At 66.2% G+C, this 19916-nt stretch carries 17 protein-coding genes; 4 read left to right on the top strand and 13 right to left on the bottom strand.

The window, feature by feature from the left end:
* The 5 genes from OR16_RS37630 to OR16_RS37610 all read right to left on the bottom strand — a co-directional run.
* Positions 1-600, bottom strand: a 600-nt coding sequence (locus OR16_RS37630; protein ID WP_006164443.1) for a GLUG motif-containing protein, incomplete at its 3' end; no start/stop codon positions are given.
* 1 nt (position 601) lies between these two features.
* The gene (locus OR16_RS37625; RefSeq protein WP_006164441.1) at positions 602-2554 is read right to left on the bottom strand and encodes a filamentous hemagglutinin N-terminal domain-containing protein; all 1953 of its coding nucleotides are present in this window, start codon (positions 2552-2554) and stop codon (positions 602-604) included.
* A 19-nt stretch (positions 2555-2573) separates the two neighbouring features.
* Positions 2574-4205, bottom strand: a complete 1632-nt coding sequence (locus OR16_RS37620) for a ShlB/FhaC/HecB family hemolysin secretion/activation protein (protein ID WP_006164440.1) — start codon at positions 4203-4205, stop codon at positions 2574-2576.
* A 300-nt stretch (positions 4206-4505) separates the two neighbouring features.
* Entirely contained in the window at positions 4506-5222 is a 717-nt protein-coding gene (locus tag OR16_RS37615) for a tyrosine-protein phosphatase (RefSeq protein ID WP_006164439.1), read from the bottom strand.
* A gap of 154 nt (positions 5223-5376) precedes the next feature.
* Positions 5377-5631, bottom strand: a complete 255-nt coding sequence (locus OR16_RS37610) for a hypothetical protein (protein WP_006164437.1) — start codon at positions 5629-5631, stop codon at positions 5377-5379.
* 400 nt (positions 5632-6031) lie between these two features.
* Here OR16_RS37610 and OR16_RS37605 point away from each other — a divergent pair, with 400 nt between their 5' ends.
* Genes OR16_RS37605 through OR16_RS37595 form a run of 3 tightly spaced genes read left to right on the top strand, consistent with a single transcriptional unit; the run spans position 6032 to position 9397 of the window.
* Entirely contained in the window at positions 6032-7573 is a 1542-nt protein-coding gene (locus OR16_RS37605) for a DASS family sodium-coupled anion symporter (RefSeq protein ID WP_006164434.1), read from the top strand.
* Between the two features lie 25 nt (positions 7574-7598).
* On the top strand, positions 7599-8648 hold the full coding sequence (locus OR16_RS37600; RefSeq protein WP_006164432.1) for an Ldh family oxidoreductase: 1050 nt from the start codon (positions 7599-7601) through the stop codon (positions 8646-8648).
* A gap of 53 nt (positions 8649-8701) precedes the next feature.
* Positions 8702-9397, top strand: a complete 696-nt coding sequence (locus tag OR16_RS37595) for a transglycosylase domain-containing protein (RefSeq protein ID WP_006164430.1) — start codon at positions 8702-8704, stop codon at positions 9395-9397.
* A 99-nt stretch (positions 9398-9496) separates the two neighbouring features.
* Here the strand turns inward: OR16_RS37595 and OR16_RS37590 are convergent, their stop codons facing one another.
* The 5 genes from OR16_RS37590 to OR16_RS37570 form a co-directional block, all read right to left on the bottom strand.
* The gene (locus OR16_RS37590; protein WP_006164428.1) at positions 9497-9721 is read right to left on the bottom strand and encodes a formate dehydrogenase subunit delta; all 225 of its coding nucleotides are present in this window, start codon (positions 9719-9721) and stop codon (positions 9497-9499) included.
* The gene (gene fdhD / locus OR16_RS37585; protein WP_006164427.1) at positions 9718-10587 is read right to left on the bottom strand and encodes a formate dehydrogenase accessory sulfurtransferase FdhD; all 870 of its coding nucleotides are present in this window, start codon (positions 10585-10587) and stop codon (positions 9718-9720) included. Before fdhD ends, OR16_RS37590 begins: the two co-directional genes overlap by 4 nt.
* A complete protein-coding gene (gene fdhF, locus OR16_RS37580) occupies positions 10584-13439 on the bottom strand; it encodes a formate dehydrogenase subunit alpha (protein ID WP_006164425.1) in 2856 nt (951 codons plus the stop codon). Before fdhF ends, fdhD begins: the two co-directional genes overlap by 4 nt.
* A gap of 95 nt (positions 13440-13534) precedes the next feature.
* Entirely contained in the window at positions 13535-15088 is a 1554-nt protein-coding gene (locus OR16_RS37575; protein ID WP_006164423.1) for a formate dehydrogenase beta subunit, read from the bottom strand.
* Entirely contained in the window at positions 15085-15588 is a 504-nt protein-coding gene (locus OR16_RS37570; protein ID WP_006164422.1) for a formate dehydrogenase subunit gamma, read from the bottom strand. Before OR16_RS37570 ends, OR16_RS37575 begins: the two co-directional genes overlap by 4 nt.
* Positions 15589-15876: 288 nt before the next feature.
* Here OR16_RS37570 and OR16_RS37565 point away from each other — a divergent pair, with 288 nt between their 5' ends.
* Positions 15877-16974: a substrate-binding domain-containing protein gene (locus OR16_RS37565; RefSeq protein ID WP_006164421.1), complete on the top strand. Its 1098-nt coding sequence runs from the start codon at positions 15877-15879 to the stop codon at positions 16972-16974.
* Between the two features lie 11 nt (positions 16975-16985).
* On the opposite strand, the gene OR16_RS37560 is transcribed toward OR16_RS37565, so the two are convergent.
* The 3 genes from OR16_RS37560 to ppk2 form a co-directional block, all read right to left on the bottom strand.
* Positions 16986-17309, bottom strand: coding sequence for a hypothetical protein (locus tag OR16_RS37560; protein ID WP_006164419.1), 324 nt, complete (start codon positions 17307-17309; stop codon positions 16986-16988).
* 45 nt (positions 17310-17354) lie between these two features.
* A complete protein-coding gene (locus OR16_RS37555) occupies positions 17355-18875 on the bottom strand; it encodes a M30 family zinc metallopeptidase (RefSeq protein WP_006164417.1) in 1521 nt (506 codons plus the stop codon).
* A gap of 367 nt (positions 18876-19242) precedes the next feature.
* The coding region (gene ppk2 / locus OR16_RS37545) for a polyphosphate kinase 2 (protein WP_043422763.1) at positions 19243-19916 on the bottom strand (674 nt) is incomplete at its 5' end.

Here is a 19916-nt window from a genome sequence, read left to right as displayed (position 1 = left end):
GTTTTGATTGTTCCAGACTCCCCACACGGTATCGGAGGGAGGAAGGGAGCCGCTCGCCCCGCCGATCAGCCCGCCTCCACTGCCATTGTTTACCAGCCCGCTCGCATAGCTCGTATCGATCTGTTGCAAGGGTAGGTTGGCAGCCTCCAATTGCCCAACCAATCCACCTGCATAGACCGAGCCCTTGCCGGAAATCGTGGCAGTGACGTCTCCCGTGGCATAGCTGTTAAGGATCAGCGTCGAGCTTGAATAGCCGACCAGGCCACCTGCTCTGGCAGCATAGGACTTGACACCGGTGGCCGATACGGATCCCGTGGCATAGCTTTGCTCGATGTGCCCCAAAGCGATCCCGATCAGGCCACCAACAGCGTCGCCCCCACTGACCGCTCCCGTGGCAAAAGAGGCCGACAGGTAATCAGAAAAAGGATTGACGTATTGCCCGAACAGCCCGCCGACCGCTAACTTGCCGGTGACCGATCCGGTTGCGTAATCCCAGTACAGCCCCCAAGGCAAGTAGTTGCCGTAGATCATCTGGGCATCAGCGGTGTTCTCGACAAAACCGACGAGACCACCTACGTTGGTCGAGTTTGGAGCCGTCACGTCAACCGTAGCCCGAGACTTTCCCGCTACCGCTGACGTAGCTATTGCCGACCGTGCCTTGGAATTCATAGCCGACCAAGGCCCCGACCTCTCCCTTCCCGGTCACGCCACCAGGGCCGAGTACAAGGCCGACATTGCGGATGGCTCCGCTGTTCTGCGAGAACAAGCCTACCTTGTCCGTCGTCGGCAGGTTGATCTCAAGCCCGGAGATCCGGTGCCCCAGTCCGTCAAATGCCCCGGTAAAGGCCCCAAGGTTGGCACCCGCCATGCCAATCGGCGTGAAGGCGCCGCTCAGCGCCACGTCGCTGCCTAGGAAGTAGTATCCGTTCAGCGACAGGTTCTGCAAGTCCGACTGCGACTTGATCTGCGTGTAGGTATTGCCGTTGATGGCCAGGCTGCCGCTCGAACTGAAATCGACACGCCCGGTGAAGCCACCACCATTCAGGCTGACTCCCATCCGTACGGTGCCATCCACCACCGGATTGCCGCCTTGGTTTGCCAACCCGGTGTTCATCGCCAGCGAGCCCTGCCCGCTCACGCTGGCCACGGCATTGAAGTTGATATTGTTCTGCGCGTTCAACGTCAGCGTGTTGGCGTTCCACGTCACCGCATCGTTGACGTGGATGCTGCCGTTGTCGGTGGTGCTGGTCCCCGCCGTGGCGCCATCGGTGGAGCTGATCGTGACATTGCTGGTGGCCAGCTTCGCGCTCAGCGCCGCGCCGGTGATGTCGCCGCCCGACGCGGCAATGGTGTAGTTGTTCGGGTCGATCAGCCAGTTCCCGGTCTTGCCCTGCGGCGCGCGCGTATCCACCGTCGCGCTATCCGCGATCTTCACGTGCGAGCCCGACGTCTCCACGAAGCCGCCATCGCCCCCCAGGTTGCCGCCGCGCGCGCTGATGGCGCCATCCACGGTGGTCAGGCTGTTGGCATTGCCCAGGTCGGCGATCGCGATCACGCTACCGCCCTTGCCCGCGCCCTGCGCGGCGGCGTCGGCATGGATGGTGCCGCTCAGCTGGATGGCGTCGCTGGCCAGCAGGCGCACCGTGCCCCCGTCGCTGGTCAGGCCGGTCGCCTCCAGCGCCCCGGTGTTGCGCACCACGCCGCCCTGCAGGCGGTCGGCGGCCTGCGCCGACAGGATGATCAGCCCGCCCGACGCGCGCACGGCGTTGCCGTTCTCCACCAGCGCCTGGATGGTCGCCGGCGTCACCAGCAGGTTGGCCAGCGTGTTGTTGCCGCCGAACTGCAGTTCGTAGGCCTCGCCCGCGGCCAGCGCCACCGTGCACAGTTGCGCCACGATGACGCCGCGGTTGCGCACCTCCGGTGCCAGCAGTGCGATGTATCCGCCCAGCGCGGCCGTGATCTGCCCGTCGTTGACGATGCTGCCGGTGGCGCCGTTGCGCGTGAAGCGGTAGTTGCCCGCCATGAAGTTCGCATCGCTAATGCCGTGCGTGGTCGCCACCAGGCTGCCCACGTTGACGCTGGCGGTCGGCCCGAAGTACATGCCTGCCGGGTTGACGAAGAACACCTGCCCCGGCGCGTTGATGTTGCCGTAGATCTGGCTGGGGTTGCTGTCCAGCACGCGGTTGAGGATGGCAGCGCCGGCCGAGGGCTGCTGGAAATTGACCGTGGCCGCGCTGCCCACGTTGAAGCTCTGCCAGTTGACCACCGCGCTCTGCGAGGTCTGCGTGACGTTCGTCGTGTTGCCGCTGGTGCTGATGCTGGCCTGCCCCGCCGCCACCTGCCCGCCGGTGGGCAACTGGTTCGGCGCCGGCGGTGCCGCATGCGCCAGGCCGATGCCGGCCAGTGCCGCTACCAGCGGCTTGATGGCAAGGCGCGCGTGCGTTGCGACGCAGCCCACGCCGCGGCTGGCCTTGCCGCGACTGCGCGCGGTCTCTGCCACGACGACCCAGGCACGCACGAGTTCGCTCCAGATCAGGCGATAGATCTTGTTCATAGACGGACTTCCGGGAAACTTAGAACGACAGGCTGGCGGTCAGCCAGATGCGGTTTTTGATCAGGGAGCCGTCCTGGTCCTTGCCGGACGGCGTGGCGTTCGGATTGCCGCCGATGCGGTGCGCCCAGGTCGCGCCCAGGTTCGCCCCGCGCCCGGGCTGCCACTGCACGGCCAGCCCCGCCCCTTGCAGGTGGTAGCTGTTGACCAGCGGTGCGCCGGGGAAGTTGTTGTCCCGATTGACCGTGACGTGGCCCCAGTCATAGAAGCCAGACAGCGACACCCCGTACGGCAAGCGCCAGCGCAACTCCAGGTTGACCAGTTGCCCCTCGCTGCCGCCGCCCTCGCCGATCGGGTAGGCGCGCACACCGCTCGGACCGCCCAGGTAGAACTTCTCCGACGAATCCAGGTTCTTGCTGGCCACCTGCCCGGACAGCATGGCCGTGGCCGACAGTGCATCGGTCAGCACTTGCTGGCGCGACATGCCGTAGCGCAGCTTGAGAAACTGGCCCGCGGTACGCAGCGTCATAGCGTCGGCGGCCTGCGTGGGCGACTGGCCCAGGTTCAGGCTGCCTCCGGTGAAAATCGCGCTGGCCGTGTTGGAGCCGCCCCGGCCCAGGTTGTCGAACAGGTTGCCGCTCAGGCCCAGGCTCAGCGTATTGTCGAAATAGCGGCTGGTGGTGACCTGGCTGGCCTCGTTGTCGTAAGTCTTGTGGTCGTAGTTGGCGACGAAATACAGGTTGCGCTGGCGCGCACGGATGAGCGGATAGCTGGCCTCCAGGCCTACCGTATTGGAATTGCCACGCGCGTTCAGTGCCTTGAAGTCATCGGTCACCAGCCGGTAGTCCAGCCGCGAGGCATTGGCGCCGACGCGCCAGCCGTCATAGCCCACCGGCACCGTGTAGCCTAGCCGCAGGTAGCGGTAGCCCTCGCTCAGCAAGCCGTTGGCCAGCAGCTGGTCGCCGAAGCCCGCCAGACTGTTCACGCTGGCATTGCCCACCAGCCGCCCGGCCCCGGTGGAGCGCGCGCCCTGGTTGTCCATGGCCACATTGCCAGTCGCCAGCGGCGTTTCCACGAAATTCAACGCCAGGTCCGTCTCGTGCTCCTGCGCGCCCGGTTGCAGGCGTCCCACCAGCGACACGCCCGGCAGATCGTTGGCCAGCAGCAACGCACGGTCCAGCGTCTCCGTATTCAACGGCTGGCCCACGGCCTGGTGCGCGGCGAAGCCGTTCAGGATGCGCTCGCGGCTGACCCGTGCCGGCCCGTCACCTTGGATGCGCACACCGCCGAACAGCGCCTCCACGACCTGAATGGTGACCACACCATCGCGAATGTCCTGCACCACCCACCCTGCTCCGCGGTAGGCGTTGGCCACAGCCGCAGCGGCGGCCTGCAGTTCGTTGAAATCCAGCGGCCGGTTCAGATAGCCCGCCACCACCGGCGCGAGCTGCGCCTCGGTCACCAGGGTATTACCTGCGAAGCGGAAGGCCTTGACGGTCATGGTGACCTCGCCGCGCTGCCGCATGGGTGGTGGCGGCGCCGAACGATCCGGCGCCACGGGCTTTGGCAAGGCCGGCGGCAGCTCCGGCTCGATCTGCTGGCGCAGCGCGCCGGCATCGGGCGGCGTCTGCGCGAAGACAGGACCTGCCGCCAAGGCGGTCAGCCACAGACCTACTAGCTGCCGCACACGTGCGGGCACGCGGCCGTAAGAACAGGTAACAGGACTAGGCATTGGAGAATGGAATCGGAGACATTTCTATGGATTCCGACTCTATCCAACGCCCGGCCCGAAAAGCTGACAAGTTCTGACATTGGCAAAAACGACCCCACGAGCGACCGCGGCCGGGCTATAGTCCTGCCGGCCGCCAGCCTCGCATTGCTACGATGGCCGGCGGTGCGCTAACGGTCCGTTGGGGGATGACGCGCTCGCAAAGCTCCTTGGAGACAAGGATCGCTAATCGCGTTCGAGATAGGCCTGGCGCAAGCGCTCGGCATCCACCTTGAGCACGTCGGCCAGGTAGGCATCGATGCCGCCGTAGTCCTGCTCTATGGCGTGCATCGAGGCTTCCAGGTAAGAGGCCTTCACCGCCAGCAACGGCCACATCACCGCGGGATCGACGCCAAACTGCGCGGCGCCGGCACTCATCTTCTGGTTGAAGCCCTGGTTCCAGTGATTCGATTCCAGGTAGTTGGCCATGATCGTGGCACGCTCCACGCCCAGGCCGGCCAGCAGCAACAGCGACGCAAAGCCGGTGCGATCCTTGCCCGCGGTGCAGTGGTACAGCAGGTTGCCGCCCTGCTCCGCGGTTTTCAGGAATCCGCCGAAGGCAGCCTGGTACTTGCGCGGGAAGTCACCATAGACCTCCAGCATGAAGGCCTCCATCTGCGCCGCGCTGCCCTCGCGCAATCGCGGCATCAGTTCGGCCATCGACATGCTGCCTTCCAGTACCGGCGTGGCGACCCAGCGGAAGGCCTCGCCAAAGGGGCTTTCCGCCGCGGTTTTCTCACCGGGCGAGCGGAAGTCGATCACCACGTCCAGCTGCAGCGCACGCAACCGTTCCATATCCGCCGCGCTGGCCAGGCCCGGGTTGCCGCTGCGAAACAGCTTGCCGCCACGCACACGGCGGCCATCGCGCGCGGCGAGGCCGCCGAGGTCGCGCAGATTGACCACGTTGTCCAGCGCGAGCGGTGCGTTGCCCGGTACGCCGGCATCTGGTGATGGCGCACCGCCTTATCGGAAATATTGGCCATGTTTCCCTGCATCGTGTCCCTGCCCTGTCTTTGTCGTTCGGTTGCGCGCGCGCCGCGCCGCATGTGGCAGCGGATCAGCGCGTGCGATAGGCCGGCACATGCCAGCGCGTATGGCAGCCAGCAATATAGCGGTGATCGAGCTTCGCCACCAGTTTCCACACGCTCATCGGGTCCACATCGTCGAGATCCAGGTCGACCCAGGCCCACGGATGGGCATGGTCGCCCTCGCGGATCAGCTCAATGTCCTTGACCCGCACGTAGGCGGCCAATGCTGCGCGCAGCGCGCAAGCGTCGACTTCGGCACGTAGCCCTCTCACTAAAACCTTCATCATGCACTCCAATATTCTCAGATCACTTCGCGCGGCACGCAAGCGTGCGGGGCCGCCGGCTATTGCGCTGGCTGCGCGTCGTGCGCAAGCCCTTGTAGCGCAATGATCTGAAAGTCAGACTGCATGGCGCATCGAAGTTTCCCGCTGCGAACCACTTCCTTGATCCGCGTCATATGCGCCCGGATCCACCCTCGACAGGCGCGGTTGGCCGGCACGATAATTTCCCCATGGCGAACGCGGCAGTCCGGCCGCCAGCCGGTCTCCCGCATCCGCCAGGTCTTCACGGGAGACCGCCGAACGACGCCGCCACCCTGCCAGTCACAGGCTAGCCACTTGCCCGCGCGTGACGTCCGCCTTTCCGTGTTGAGCCAAGATCAACAAGACAAGAAAAGGGAAAGCGATGACAGATCCGCGCACTCCAACCCAAGCCGTCCGCGCGGCGGCCCCCACCGCCATCGGTGTAGCTGCCGCCGTGCCGCAAGCCGCGCCCAATAAGTCCACGCCATGGGGGCTCTACGCCGCCGTCCTGGTACTGATCGGCATACTAGCCCTGCCCCTGCCCCCGGACCTGCCAGTGGCGGGCCACCGCATGCTGGCCATCCTCGCCTTTGCCATCGTGGTGTGGATCACCGAGGCTGTCTCCTACGAGGCAAGCGCCATCATGATCACGTCGCTGATGGCCGCGCTGATCGGCTTCGCGCCCACGGTGGCCGACCCGGCCACGCAATACGGCACCTCCCGCGCGCTCGGCATGGCGCTGGCCGGTTTCTCCAACACCGCGCTGGCGCTGGTTGCCGCCGCCCTCTTTATCTCGGCGGCGATGACGGTGACCGGGCTCGACCGGCGCATCGCGCTGGTCACGCTGTCGGCCATCGGCACCAGCACGCGGCGCATCCTGATCGGCAGCATCGCGGTGACCATCGCGCTGTCGCTGGTGGTGCCAAGCGCCACCGCGCGCAGCGCGTGCGTGGTACCGATCATGATGGGCGTCATCGCGGCGTTCGGGGTCGACAAGAAATCGAATATCGCAGCCGGCATCATGATCACCGTGGCCATGGCCACCAGCATCTGGAACGTCGGCATCCAGACCGCCGCCGCGCAGAACCTGCTGACGGTAGGCTTCATGGATAAGCTGCTGGGTGAGCGTATCACCTGGCTGCAATGGCTGATCGCCGGCGCGCCATGGGCCATCGTGATGTCGGTCGTGCTGTATTTCCTGGTGCGTTTCCTGCTGCCCGCAGAAACCGAAGCCATCCCCGGCGGCAAGGACGCCGTGCAGAAGGAACTCGCCGGACTGGGCCCGATGAGCGGCCCGCAGAAGCGGCTTGCCGCCGTGTCCATCGGGCTGCTGCTGTTCTGGGCGACCGAGGGCAAGCTGCATCAGTTCGACACCGCCACCGTGACCTTCGTTGGCCTGGTGCTCCTGATGATGCCGCGCATCGGCGTGATGGACTGGAAGACCATGCAGCAGCGCACGCCATGGGGCACGCTGATCGTGTTCGGCGTGGGCATCAGCCTGGGCACCGCGCTGCTCACCACGCAGGCCGGCCAGTGGCTGGGCAAGTTCGTGGTAGCCAACTCCGGGCTCGCCACGCAAGGCCCGATCCTGGTGTTCGCTATCCTGGCCGCCTTCCTGATCCTGATTCACCTTGGCTTTGCCAGCGCCACAGCGCTCACCGCGGCGCTGCTGCCGATCCTGATCTCGGTGCTGCAGACGCTGCCGGGCAGTATCAACCAGATCGGCCTGACGATGCTGCTTGGCTTTACCGTGAGCTTCGGCTTCATCCTGCCGATCAACGCGCCGCAAAACATGGTTTGCCTGGGCACGGACACCTTCAACGGCAAACAGTTCGCCAAGGTCGGCATCCCGTTGACGGTGATCGGCTACGCCCTGATGCTGCTGTTCGCCGCCACCTACTGGCGCTGGCTGGGTTGGATCTGAGCGCGCACCGAGACAAGGACCGAACATGAAAATCACACTGGAATCCGCCACGCAGTTCGCCCGCGACCTGCTTTGCGCGCAGGGCGTGCCGACCGATATCGCCAACGACGTGGCCGAGCACCTGGTCGAGTCCGACCGCTGCGGCTATACCAGCCACGGGCTGTCGATCCTGCCCAACTACCAGCGCTCGCTCGCAACTGGCAACGTCAACCCGCAAGGCCGCGCCGAATGCGTGCTCGACCGCGACAGCCTGCTGGTGTTCGACGGCAACGGCGGCTTCGGCCAGCACGTGGGCAAGCGCGTCATCGAGACCGCCATCGAGCGGGTGCGCCAGCACGGCCACTGCATCGTCACGCTGCGCCGCTCGCACCACCTGGGCCGCATGGGCCACTACGGCGCGATGGTGGCCAAGGAGCGCTTCGTGCTGCTGAGCTTCACCAACGTGATCAACCGCTCTCCGGTGGTGGCCCCTTACGGCGGCCGCACCGCGCGGCTGACCACCAACCCGCTGTGCTTCGCCGGGCCGATGCCCAACGGCCGCCCGCCCCTGGTGGTCGACATCGCCACCAGCGCCATCGCCATCAACAAAGCCCGCGTGCTGGCCGAGAAAGGCGAGCCCGCGCCGGAGAACAGCATCATCGACAGCGACGGCAACCCCACCACGGATGCCGGGGCCATGTTCAGCGAACACCCGGGCGCGCTGCTGCCCTTCGGCGGTCACAAAGGCTATGCGCTCGGCGTGGTAGCCGAACTGCTGGCGGGCGTCCTGTCCGGCGGCGGCACCATCCAACCGGACAACCCGCGCGGCGGCGTGGCCACCAACAATATGTTCGCGGTGCTGATGAACCCGGAGCTCGACCTGGGACTAAGCTGGCAAAGCGGGGAGGTGGAAGCCTTCGTCAACTACCTGCACGACACCCCGCCCGCCCCGGGCTTTGACAGCGTGCAGTACCCGGGCGAGTTCGAAGCCGCCAACCGCGCGCTTACCACCACCCACCTGGAAGTGAATCCGGCAATCTGGCGCAACCTGCAAACGCTGGCGAAGGACCTTGGCGTGACGCCGCCGGCAGCCTGAGCCGGCAGGCCCGCTTGGGGAGGTGCAGGGCCCGTGCTGGCACAATACGGCCCATGGAACGTCTCTGGTCGAATTTTCTCAAGCTGGTGCTGCTGCTCATCCTGGGCGCGGCGTTGCTCGGCACGCTCGCCGTGCTCGTCGCTCAGCGCCAGCTGCCCACGCTGGACGCCCTCGCCACCTTCCGCCAGTCCCCCGGCTATGTGCCCATCGGCGACATACCGCCCAAGCTCACCCAGGCGGTGGTGGCGATCGAGGACGACCGCTTCTACCTGCATGACGGCATCGACTATGTCGGCGTGATTCGCGCCGGCGTGGCCAACCTGTCCGATGAGCTGTCGCAGGGCGCCTCCACCATTACCATGCAGGTAGCGCGCAACTTCTTCCTCTCGCGGGAGAAGACCTATACGCGCAAGCTGTACGAGGTGCTGCTGGCTTACCGGATCGAGCACGCGATGAGCAAGGATGAGATCCTCGAGCTCTATATGAACAAGGTCTATCTTGGGCAAGGGGCTTATGGTTTTTCCGAAGCAGCCGAGACGTATTTTGGCAAGCCGGTGGGGGAACTGACGTTGGCCGAATGCGCGATGCTGGCCGGGTTGCCCAAGGCACCTTCGGCGAATAACCCCGTGGTAAATCCTCGGCGCGCCCGGCAGCGGCAGGCTTATATCTTGCTGCGGATGCTGGAGTTGGGGAGGATTGGGAGGGGGGAATATGATGCGGCGTTGTTGGAGCCGTTGAGGTTGAAGTAGGGGATGGGTTGGTGTTTGGGGGGGGGCGGGTCGCTGTTTGATTGATCGGCGTGCAATAACCATCGCCGATCAAAGAAACGCCGCCCCCCCTTCCCCCATTCACTCCAACACCCCCCGATGCCGCGTCACCGCCAGCAGGACAATCTCGTCCAGCCCGGCATCTTCATGGCTGTCCAGCCGCGCCAGCAACGCGCGCCGCATGCGCGGCTCCCAGAAGCGCTTGATATGGCCGGCGATATCGGCCACCGCTTCCTCGCGGTCCGGCATGGCCTCGAAGAAGGTGCCGATCTGGTTCGCCATCTTGACGAGATTGTCGGAGTTCATGCCTGTTCCGTCCTGCTGTGCAAACGTTGGGGGTGAGAGTAGACCACGTGGCGCCCGGCGCGCACAAAGCCGGCCAGCGTGACGCCGGCATCGAGCGCCAGGCGCACCGCCAGCGCGGTCGGGCCTGAGACGGCGGCCAGCACGCCAACGCCGGCGCTGGCCGTCTTCAGCACCATCTCGTAGCTGGCCCGGCTGGTGACCAGCACGGCGCCGCGCGAGCGGTCCTCGCCGGTGCGTGCGAGCGCGCCGATCAGTTTATCAAGCGCGTTGTGACGGCCCACGTCCTCGCGGACCAATGCTACCTGGCCGTCCGCGCGCAGCCAGGCGGCGGCGTGCGTGGAGCCGGTATGGCGTAGCAGTTCCTGGCGCGTCTGCAGCTGCCCGAACGCGGCGTACAGCACCGCGTCGCTGAAGCTCGCGCTACTGCTGACCGGCGCCGGCGCGCGCATGACTTCCTGCAGCGACTCCGTGCCGCACAGCCCGCAGCCAGTGCGGCCCGCCATCGCGCGGCGCCGATCCTTGAGCGCAGCAAAGGCTTGCGCCGCGATGCGCAACCGCACCGCGATACCCTCGGGGCGGACCTCGGTCTCAATCTCATAGACGTCGCGCGGGCTGGCCACCAGCCCCTCGCTCAGGCTGAAACCCAATGCGAAGTCTTCTAGATCGGCCGGCGAGGCCAGCATGACCGCATGGGAGATGCCGTTGTACTCGAGCGCGACCGGCACCTCCTCGGCGATCTCGTCGTTCTCCAGCGCCAGCTCGCCCAGCCGGCAGCGATTGACGGTGAAGGTGCTGTGCGTAGGCGGCTCGGCATCGGTGAGCGCCGCCGCATCGGAGCTGGCCATGGCGAGTTCGCAGGCCGTCATGCCGACCCTGCCTCGGCGCTGGCCGCTTGCAGCAACTGCATCTGCTGATCATGGAAGTCGCGATACTGGCGCTGCCATTCGGACGGCTGTGCCACCGGCATGACCTGCACCGCGGTGACCTTGTACTCGGGGCAGTTGGTGGCCCAGTCCGAGTTGTCGGTGGTGATCACATTGGCGCCGGATTCGGGGAAGTGGAAGGTGGTGTAGACCACCCCCGGCTGCATGCGCTCGCTGACAATGGCGCGCAGCACGGTTTCGCCCGCGCGGCTTTGCACGCCGACCCAGTCGCCGTCCTTGATGCCGCGCTCCTCGGCGTCGTGCGGATGGATCTCCAGGCGGTCCTCGTCGTGCCACATCACGTTCTCGGTGCGGCGCGTCTGCGCGCCCACGTTGTACTGCGACAGGATGCGGCCCGTGGTGAGGATCAGCGGGAACTTGCGATTGACGCGCTCGGCGGTGGGTACGTAGCGCGTGATGATGAACTTGCCCTTGCCGCGCACGAACGCGTCGATATGCATGGTGGGCGTGCCTTGCGGCGCGGCGTCGTTGCACGGCCACTGGATGCTGCCGAGTTCTTCCAGGCGCTGGTAGCTGACGCCGCTGAAGGTGGGCGTGAGCCGCGCGATCTCGTCCATGATTTCGGACGGATGCTTGTACGCCATCGGGTACCCCAGCGCGTTGGACAGCAGCACGGTGGCTTCCCAGTCGGCATAGCGCGCCTTGGGCGGCATCACTTTGCGCACGCGCGAGATGCGGCGTTCGGCGTTGGTGAAAGTGCCGTCCTTTTCCAGGAAGGACGAGCCCGGCAGGAATACGTGCGCGTACTTGGCGGTCTCGTTGAGGAAGATGTCCTGCACCACGATGCACTCCATGGCCGACAGCGCCGCCGACACATGCTGCGTATTCGGGTCGGACTGGACGATGTCCTCGCCCTGGCAGTACAGGCCCATGAAGCTGCCCGACAGCGCCGCCTCGAACATATTGGGAATGCGCAGGCCGGGTTCCGGGCTGATCTCCACGTTCCAGGCGGATTCGAACAGGCCGCGCGTGGTGGAGTCCGAAACGTGGCGGTAGCCCGGCAGCTCATGCGGGAACGAGCCGATATCGCAGGAGCCCTGCACGTTGTTCTGGCCACGCAGCGGGTTCACGCCCACGCCTTCGCGGCCGATATTGCCGGTGCACATGGCGAGGTTGGCGATGCCCATCACGGTGGTGGAGCCCTGCGCGTGTTCGGTCACGCCCAGGCCGTAATAGATCGCTGCGTTGCCGCCGGTGGCGTACAGGCGTGCCGCGCCGCGCAACTGCTCGGCGGGAATGCCGGTGATCTCCGCCATGGCTTCCGGCGAGTTCTCCGGCAGCATGACGAAGTCGCGCCATTGCTGGAAGGCGCGGTCCTCGCAGCGCTCGGCGATGAACGAATCAGCCATCAGGCCTTCACTCACGATGACATGCGCCAGCGAGGTCACCACGGCCACATTGGTGCCGGGGCGCAGTTGCAGGTGGAAATCGGCGCGCACGTGCGGCGAATCGACCAGGTCGATGCGGCGCGGATCGATCACGATCAGCTTGGCGCCGGCGCGCAGGCGCTTCTTCATGCGCGAGGCAAAGACCGGGTGGCCGTCGGTGGGGTTGGCGCCCATCACCATGATGACATCGGCCTTCTCCACCGAGCGGAAGGTCTGCGTGCCGGCGGATTCGCCCAGCGTCTGCTTGAGGCCGTAGCCGGTGGGCGAGTGGCAAACCCGCGCGCAGGTATCGACGTTGTTGTTGCCGAAGGCGGCGCGCACCAGCTTTTGCACCAGGTAGCCCTCCTCGTTGGTACAGCGCGAGGACACGATGCCGCCGATGGAGTCACGGCCATGCTTGGCCTGGATCCGCTTGAACTCCGAGGCTGCGTGGCTGATGGCTTCTTCCCACGACACTTCGCGCCACGGATCGGTGATCCTGGCGCGGATCATCGGGTTCAGGATGCGGTCCTTGTGGGTCGCATAGCCAAAGGCGAAGCGGCCCTTCACGCACGAGTGGCCTTCGTTGGCCTGGCCGTTCTTGTACGGCACCATGCGCACCACTTCGTTGCCCTTCATCTCCGCCTTGAAAGCGCAGCCCACACCGCAGTAAGCGCAGGTGGTGACCTTGCTGTGTTCGGGCTGCCCCATGCGGATGATGGAGGTCTCGGCCAACGTGGCGGTGGGGCACGCCTGCACGCAGGCGCCGCACGACACGCAGTCGGAGTCCATGAAGCTGTCGCCCTGCCCCGCCGTCACGCGCGAGTCGAAGCCGCGGCCGCTGATGGTGAGCGCGAAGGTGCCCTGGGTTTCCTCGCAGGCGCGCACGCAGCGGTTGCACACGATGCACTTGGAGGGATCGTAGGTGAAGTACGGGTTGGACTCGTCCTTGGCCTCGGCGCGGTGGTTGGCGCCGTCGTAGCCGTAGCGCACCTCGCGCAGGCCCACCACGCCGGCCATGTCCTGCAGCTCGCAGTTGCCGTTGGTGGGGCAGGTCAGGCAGTCCAGCGGGTGGTCGGAGATATACAGCTCCATCACGCCGCGGCGCAGGTCGGCCAGCTTGTCAGTCTGGGTCTTGACCTTCATGCCGGCTTCGGCCGGGGTCGTGCACGAGGCCGGAAAACCGCGGCGGCCTTCGATTTCGACCAGGCACAGGCGGCACGAGCCGAAGGACTTGAGGCTGTCGGTGGCGCACAGCTTGGGCACGTTGACGCCGGCCGTCACGGCGGCGCGCATCAGCGAGGTGCCGGCGGGCACGGTGACGTCGACGCCGTCGATCTCAAGGGTGACCAGCTGTTGCGCGTCGCTAGCCGGCGTGCCGTAGTCGATTTCGTTGCTTGTGTTCAAGGCGGACTCCCGCTGCGGCCTGGGCCGCTTACTGGTGACTGGTGATTCAAAAGGGCGCGGTGGCGGCGCCGGTTCGACAGGCGGTGGCGCTGCGCTCAGGCAGCCTTGGCGGGCACGGCCACGCCAAAGTCTTCCGGGAATGCGTCCAGCGCCGACAGCACCGGGTACGGCGTCATGCCGCCCATGGCGCACAGCGATCCGCCCAGCATGGTGTCGCACAGGTCGCGCACCAGCTTCACGTGCTTCACCGGCTGGTCGCCGGCGATGATCTTGTCGATCACCTCGACACCGCGCGTGGAGCCGATCCGGCACGGCGTGCACTTGCCGCACGATTCGATGGCGCAGAACTCCATGGCGTAGCGGGCCTGTTTCGCCATGTCGACGGTGTCGTCGAACACGACAATGCCGCCATGCCCCAGCACCGCGCCGAACGCGGCGAAGGCTTCGTAGTCCATCGGCGTATCCAGCCGCGACACCGGCAGGTACGCGCCCAGCGGGCCGCCCACCTGCACCGCGCGGATGGGCCGTCCGCTGCGCGTGCCCTGGCCGTAGTCCTCCAGCAACTCGCGCAGGGTGACACCAAAGGCTTTCTCCACCAACCCGCCCTGCCGCACATTGCCGGCGATCTGGAACGGCAGCGTGCCGCGCGAGCGGCCCATGCCGAAGTCGCGGTAGCACTGCGCGCCGCGCGCCAGGATCACCGGCACCGTGGCCAGCGAGATCACGTTATTGATGATGGTAGGCTTGCCGAACAGGCCTTCGATGGCCGGCAGCGGCGGTTTGGCGCGCACCACGCCGCGCTTGCCCTCCAGGCTTTCCAGCAGCGCGGTTTCCTCGCCGCACACATAGGCGCCGGCGCCCTTGCGCACTTCGAGCTGGAAGCGCCGGCCGCTGCCGCGGATATCGTCGCCCAGCCAGCCGGCCGCCTGCGCAATGCCGATGGCGGCCTCCAGCATGGCGATGGCGTGCGGGTATTCCGAGCGCACGTAGATATAGCCGTGCTCGGCACCGACAGCGAAGCCGGCGATGGTCATGCCTTCGATCAGCATGAAGGGATCACACTCCATCACCATGCGGTCCGAGAAGGTCCCAGAATCGCCCTCGTCGGCATTGCAGACCACGTACTTGGTGGCCGACGGCGCCTTGAGCACCGTCTGCCACTTGATGCCGGTGGGAAACGCCGCGCCGCCGCGCCCGCGCAGGCCAGAATCGGTGACCTCCTGCACGATCTTCGCGCCGTCCAGCGCCAGCGCGCGGGTCAGGCCCTTGAAGCCCTCATGCGCGGTGTAGTCGGCGAGCGAAAGCGGATCGGTAATGCCCACGCGGGCAAAGGTCAGGCGCTCCTGGTTTTTCAGGAAGGGAATCTCGCCGGTGAGGCCGAGCGCAAGCGCGTGCGCGCCGCCTGCCAGGAAGTCCGCATCGAACAGCGCGGCGACATCCTCCGGCGTGACCGGGCCGTACGCCACGCGCCCGGCGGCGGTCTGCACCTCGACCAGCGGCTCGAGCCAGAACATGCCGCGCGAGCCGTTGCGCACCAGCTCGACACTGGCGCCACGCGCCGCGGCTTCTCGCGCGATGGCGCGGGCCACATCGTCGGCGCCCATGGCCAGCGCGCTCGAATCGCGGGGAACGAAGACGGTGATGCTCATGCCTGCACCTCCTGGTCCTCGGTCACGTCCGCGCAAGCTTTGAGCAGCGCATCGAAACGCTGCAGCGTGACACGGCCGGCCAAACGCCCATCGATCATCACGGCCGGGCCGCAGGCGCACTGCCCGAGGCAATACACGGGCTCCAGCGTGAACTCGCCATCGGCGGTGGTTTCATGAAACCCGCAGCCCAGCGCGCGCTCGGCGTGCGCGGCAAGCGCTTCGCTGCCAACCGACTGGCACGCTTCCGCGCGGCAGACCTGAACCACGTGCCGGCCCGGCTTGCTGTCACGAAAGTGGTGATAGAAGGTGACCACGCCATGCACCTCGGCGCGCGACAGGTTGAGCGCGCGCGCGATCTCGGGCAAGGCGTCGGCGGGCACGTAGCCCACCGTGTCCTGGATCTCGTGGAGGATGGGCAGCAAGGCGCCCGGCATATCGCGGCGCGTGGCCACGATGCGGGCGACCCGTTCGCGCACGGCTACGGCGGCTGAATCAGACATCAAGTCTCCTGGTGACGCAGCACAGGCCAGTGCAAGCGCTGAAGCGGGTGGCCGGCGGCAGACGGTGTGGCGCATTGGCTTGCGCGTCTTGCCAGGATTGGCTGCGGGGCGCGGCACACCGTCTTGCGGCGACCACGTTATATGCTATTTTTTTCATATATCGGGGGGCTATAAATTGGCATTCCCCATCTAGCCTGGCCAGTTAAGCTGGCTTTTCCCGGGTGCTATGCCTCTTTGAGCGGACTATAGGCAGTTGGCCGCGTTCGAGCAATATGCTATTTTTCTCATATGATCCGCATCTCCATCCTCCCCCACCTGCAAATCCGTGACGACGGCCTGGCCGACGCCGCGCCGCTTGACGTCTCGCGCCTGGTCACCCTGCTCGGGCAGATCGAGAGCACCGGCAGCATCAGCCAGTCGGCGCAGGCCGCCGGCCTGTCCTACCGCTACGCCTGGGGCATCCTGCGCGACGCGCAAACCCTGTTCGGCGGCGCGCTGATTGCCAAGACCCGTGGGCGCGGCAGCGCGCTGTCGCCGCTGGCGCAGCAACTGGTGTGGGCCAGCAAGCGTATTGCCGCGCGGCTCTCACCCACGCTGGAGAGCCTGGCCTCGGAACTGGAAATAGAACTGAAGAAGCTGGTCGACCAACCCGGCCCGACGCTGCGCCTGCACGCCAGCCATGGCTTCGCGGTGGCGGCGCTGCATGATTTCCTGGACGCGCACCAGGTGCGCCACGACCTGAAGTACTGCGGCAGCCTTGAGGCGGTTGCTGCGCTTGCGCAAGGCGCTTGCGACATCGCCGGCTTCCACGTGCCGATCGGCGAATTCGAGCGGGAGATGCTGGCGAGCTTTGCCACATGGATACGCCCCGAGACCCATTGCCTGATCCAACTGGCGGTACGCTCGCAGGGCATCTTCGTGCGCCCCGGCAATCCGAAGCAGGTCGCCACGCTGCAAGATCTCTGCCGCGCCGATGTGCGCTTCGTCAACCGCCAGACCGGTTCCGGCACGCGCCTGCTGCTGGACCTGATGCTGAAGGCGCGCGGCATCGATAGCAGCCGCATCGAGGGCTACAGCAATGGAGAGTTCACCCATGCCGCGGTGGCCGCCTATATCGGCAGCGGCATGGCGGATGCGGGATTCGGCGTGGAAACCGCGGCGCGCCGCTTCGGGTTGGATTTCGTGCCAGTGCTCAAGGAGCGGTACTTCTTTGTCATCGAGCGGGAGCGCCTGCAGAGCCCGGCGCTGGCCGGCGCCGTTGCGGCACTCAGGAGCGCTGGTTTCCGGCAGGTGGTGGACGCCTTGCCCGGCTATGACGGCAGCCTGACAGGTACGGTATTGACACTGGAAGAGGCGTTTCCGGACCGCGCGGGCCCGAGCGACTGATCCAGCCGGATTTATCGTGCAGGCTCGCCATCCGGCATGGCCTCTATCCGCTCGACGCGGATGGCCGGCGCCCACGTGCCCGGCTGGTTCGCGCGCAGCACGGTGCCGGTCACGCCCACCTTCTTGCCGCGCAAGGCCTCGGCCGCGTCGACGGGGAATTTTTCGAGCACCCACGCCTCGCCATCGGCGGTGACCAGCATCGGCTGCTGGAACAGGGCGCTGCCCTTGACCATCACCGTGCCCGTCAAGGCGATGGACCGCCCGGCCGGCACCGCGTGCACACACGCGGCCAGCACTACGGACAGGGCAGCAATCAGAGGCAGGATTCGGCGCATGACGTTTGTAGGATTGACAAGTCCAGATGGCGAACACCGCCGCGTTCAGTACACCACGATGGATAGCGTAGTGCCCGCAGGCACGCGCACGGTTTCGCTGAACGTGGCACCCACATTGCTGCGAACCACCGGGAAGCTACCGTACGGCTGCAACGTGGAGGGCACGGCCACCGGCAGCTTGCGCGAGGCACGGAACAGGTCCGGATCAATCAGCGGGAGCGTAAAACCGCCATCGACACGGGCAGGGTAGCCGTAACGCGCCGGCGATGACGCGGCTGGCATCAGCGAATTGCTCGTGACGGTCCAGCGCAACAGTTCCTGGTTGAAGCCGGAGTCGGAGCGCGCGGCCTTGATGGCCTGGTCAAGCACGGTCTTGGAATCCACGCTGGAAGTACGGGTCAGCAGGTCCTTGTAGAAAGCCAGGCCGAGCTGCCGGTCAAGGAAGCCGCCGAAGCTGCCCGACACCGAATAGCTCTCGCAGGTAGCGCCAAAGCCGGTGAAGCTCAGCATGTTGCAGTTGTAGTTGCCGTTGCCGTAGCTCACGTAGTCCCTGAAGCGCACGTCGCGGATCGCGTTGTAGGCGGGGTCGATGGTCTGGCTGGCGAAATCCTCCATCATCATCGCGGACATTTCTTCCAGCCAGCTGTCGAATGCGTACTGCTGGCCGGCCTTGACGCCGCGGCGGTAGAAGTTCTGCATATGCATCCCCTCGTGCGCCATCGTCATCTTCATCGACTTCATGCCTGCGGCGCCGCCCAGGTACAGGGTCTCGGAATCGAGATAGAGCGACAGCGATTCGTTGCTGCGCGCATCCGAGGTGGCCTTCAGGTTATGCAGGCCCCAGAAATAGCCCACGGTGCCGAATGGCTGGTTGTTGTTGTCGAAGTTGAGCACGACGATATCCACCGGCTGGCCGCTGCCGGCGATGAGGTTGTTGTAGCTGTGCGGACCCCACAACGGACCGCCGACCGAGGCCAGCATGTCGTAGATGCCGCCGCTGCCGGAGTAGGCGGCCGCCAGCGTGTCGACGATGGTGCTGGTGATCTTGCCGGGCACCGACTCGGTGGTCTCCACCCAGATGTTGACGGTGGTGGCGTCGCCCGTGGTCACTTGCTTGACCAGCGTGGCGGCGCGCCGGGTGCCGTCGGTGTGATACCAGCTCTTGGTATCGTTGACCACGGAAGCGCGCGGCGGTGGCGGCGCGAATTCGGAAAGGCTGGCCACGCGCTTGCCGTCGGCCATCGCGGCCCAGCCGGCGCGGTTGAACTCAGCGATGTCGCGCAGCGTTTGTTCGTCCTGCGCGGAGGAAACCGACTGGATCGAGAGGTTGCCCAGCACCGGCTGCATCACCGACAGCGACAGGCCGGACGGCATGGCCTGTGCCACGGCGCCGTTGGTGTAGAGCAGCGTCACGGCCTTGCCGTTCACGCCGCCGATGGCAACGGGCACGTCGACTGGCACGCCGTTGGTATTGGAGGCGGACCAGACGCCGACGCCGGAACCGGAGTAATTGCTGGCGTCCACGGCGCCGCAGCCGCTGCAGGCCGGCGCCAGCGTGGGTGGCACCGGCGGTACGGGCGCGCTGGCGACCGGTACGGGGGACTCGCGTTCGCCTGGCCCGCTGCTGGCGTGTCGCCGCCACCGCCACCGCGCCTAAGCCACACAAATAACGGCATCCGGGACAGGAGCTTTAACGAGGGAAAAGAATGCCGGCTGGCATGACAGCTGCTGCGCAAGCCAACGGAATCAGGCCATGGCGCCACGGCAAGCACCGCGCGCGGCGACTATGCAAGAATACGTGCGCCCCGCCCGGCTCGCAGCCGATCGACTACGCCGATGCACGCTCACCCGCAGCCTTCATCGGCGTGGGCGAGGGCGATCGCCTGGTCAACCCGGGCGGCAGGGCCGCGGCCCTGCCGGATGGATCAGCCGCTCAGTAGATTTCCGGCACGATCATGTTGTCCGGCACCGGCTGGCGCGCGTAATCGTCGTGCCGCTCGCGCTGCGGCAGCACCACGGTCGGCTGCAGGCGCTCTTCATAAGGCATCTGCTGCAACAGGTGATGGATGCAGTTGAGGCGCGCCTTCTTCTTGTCGACCGCCTGCACCACCCACCACGGTGCCTCGTCGATATGCGTGCGCTCCAGCATGATTTCCTTGGCGCGGGTGTAGTCCTCCCAGCGCCGGCGGGATTCGAGATCCATGGGGCTGAGCTTCCACTGCTTGAGCGGATCGTGGATGCGGGAGAGGAAGCGCAGGTGCTGCTCTTCGTCCGAGATCGAGAACCAGTACTTGATCACCTGGATGCCGGAGCGCACCAGCATGCGTTCGAACTCCGGCACCGAGCGGAAAAACTCTTCGTACTGGTCGTCGGTGCAAAAGCCCATCACGCGCTCCACACCGGCGCGGTTGTACCAGCTGCGGTCGAACAGCACGATCTCGCCCGCCGCCGGCAGGTGCGAGGCATAGCGCTGGAAATACCACTGGGTGCGTTCGCGGTCGTTGGGCGCCGGCAGCGCCGCCACCCGGGCCACGCGCGGATTGAGCCGCTGGGTGATGCGCTTGATCACGCCGCCTTTGCCCGCCGCGTCGCGCCCTTCAAACAGGA

It is taken from the genome of Cupriavidus basilensis OR16 (assembly GCF_000243095.1).
In the GTDB taxonomy this organism is placed as follows: domain Bacteria; phylum Pseudomonadota; class Gammaproteobacteria; order Burkholderiales; family Burkholderiaceae; genus Cupriavidus; species Cupriavidus basilensis_D.
Note: the sequence above shows the minus strand (reverse complement) of the source record. Positions and strands in the feature narration are given on the sequence as shown.

What these genes read in the sequence shown, in the direction of transcription:
- OR16_RS37570 (WP_006164422.1), bottom strand. Translation starts at nt 15,588, where the DNA reads ATGTCTGATTCAGCCGCCGTAGCCGTGCGCGAACGGGTCGCCCGCATC.
- OR16_RS37605 (WP_006164434.1), top strand. Translation starts at nt 6,032, where the DNA reads ATGACAGATCCGCGCACTCCAACCCAAGCCGTCCGCGCGGCGGCCCCC.
- OR16_RS37575 (WP_006164423.1), bottom strand. Translation starts at nt 15,088, where the DNA reads ATGAGCATCACCGTCTTCGTTCCCCGCGATTCGAGCGCGCTGGCCATG.
- OR16_RS37595 (WP_006164430.1), top strand. Translation starts at nt 8,702, where the DNA reads ATGGAACGTCTCTGGTCGAATTTTCTCAAGCTGGTGCTGCTGCTCATC.
- OR16_RS37590 (WP_006164428.1), bottom strand. Translation starts at nt 9,721, where the DNA reads ATGAACTCCGACAATCTCGTCAAGATGGCGAACCAGATCGGCACCTTC.
- OR16_RS37600 (WP_006164432.1), top strand. Translation starts at nt 7,599, where the DNA reads ATGAAAATCACACTGGAATCCGCCACGCAGTTCGCCCGCGACCTGCTT.
- fdhD (WP_006164427.1), bottom strand. Translation starts at nt 10,587, where the DNA reads ATGACGGCCTGCGAACTCGCCATGGCCAGCTCCGATGCGGCGGCGCTC.
- OR16_RS37610 (WP_006164437.1), bottom strand. Translation starts at nt 5,631, where the DNA reads ATGAAGGTTTTAGTGAGAGGGCTACGTGCCGAAGTCGACGCTTGCGCG.
- OR16_RS37625 (WP_006164441.1), bottom strand. Translation starts at nt 2,554, where the DNA reads ATGAACAAGATCTATCGCCTGATCTGGAGCGAACTCGTGCGTGCCTGG.
- OR16_RS37560 (WP_006164419.1), bottom strand. Translation starts at nt 17,309, where the DNA reads ATGCGCCGAATCCTGCCTCTGATTGCTGCCCTGTCCGTAGTGCTGGCC.
- OR16_RS37565 (WP_006164421.1), top strand. Translation starts at nt 15,877, where the DNA reads ATGATCCGCATCTCCATCCTCCCCCACCTGCAAATCCGTGACGACGGC.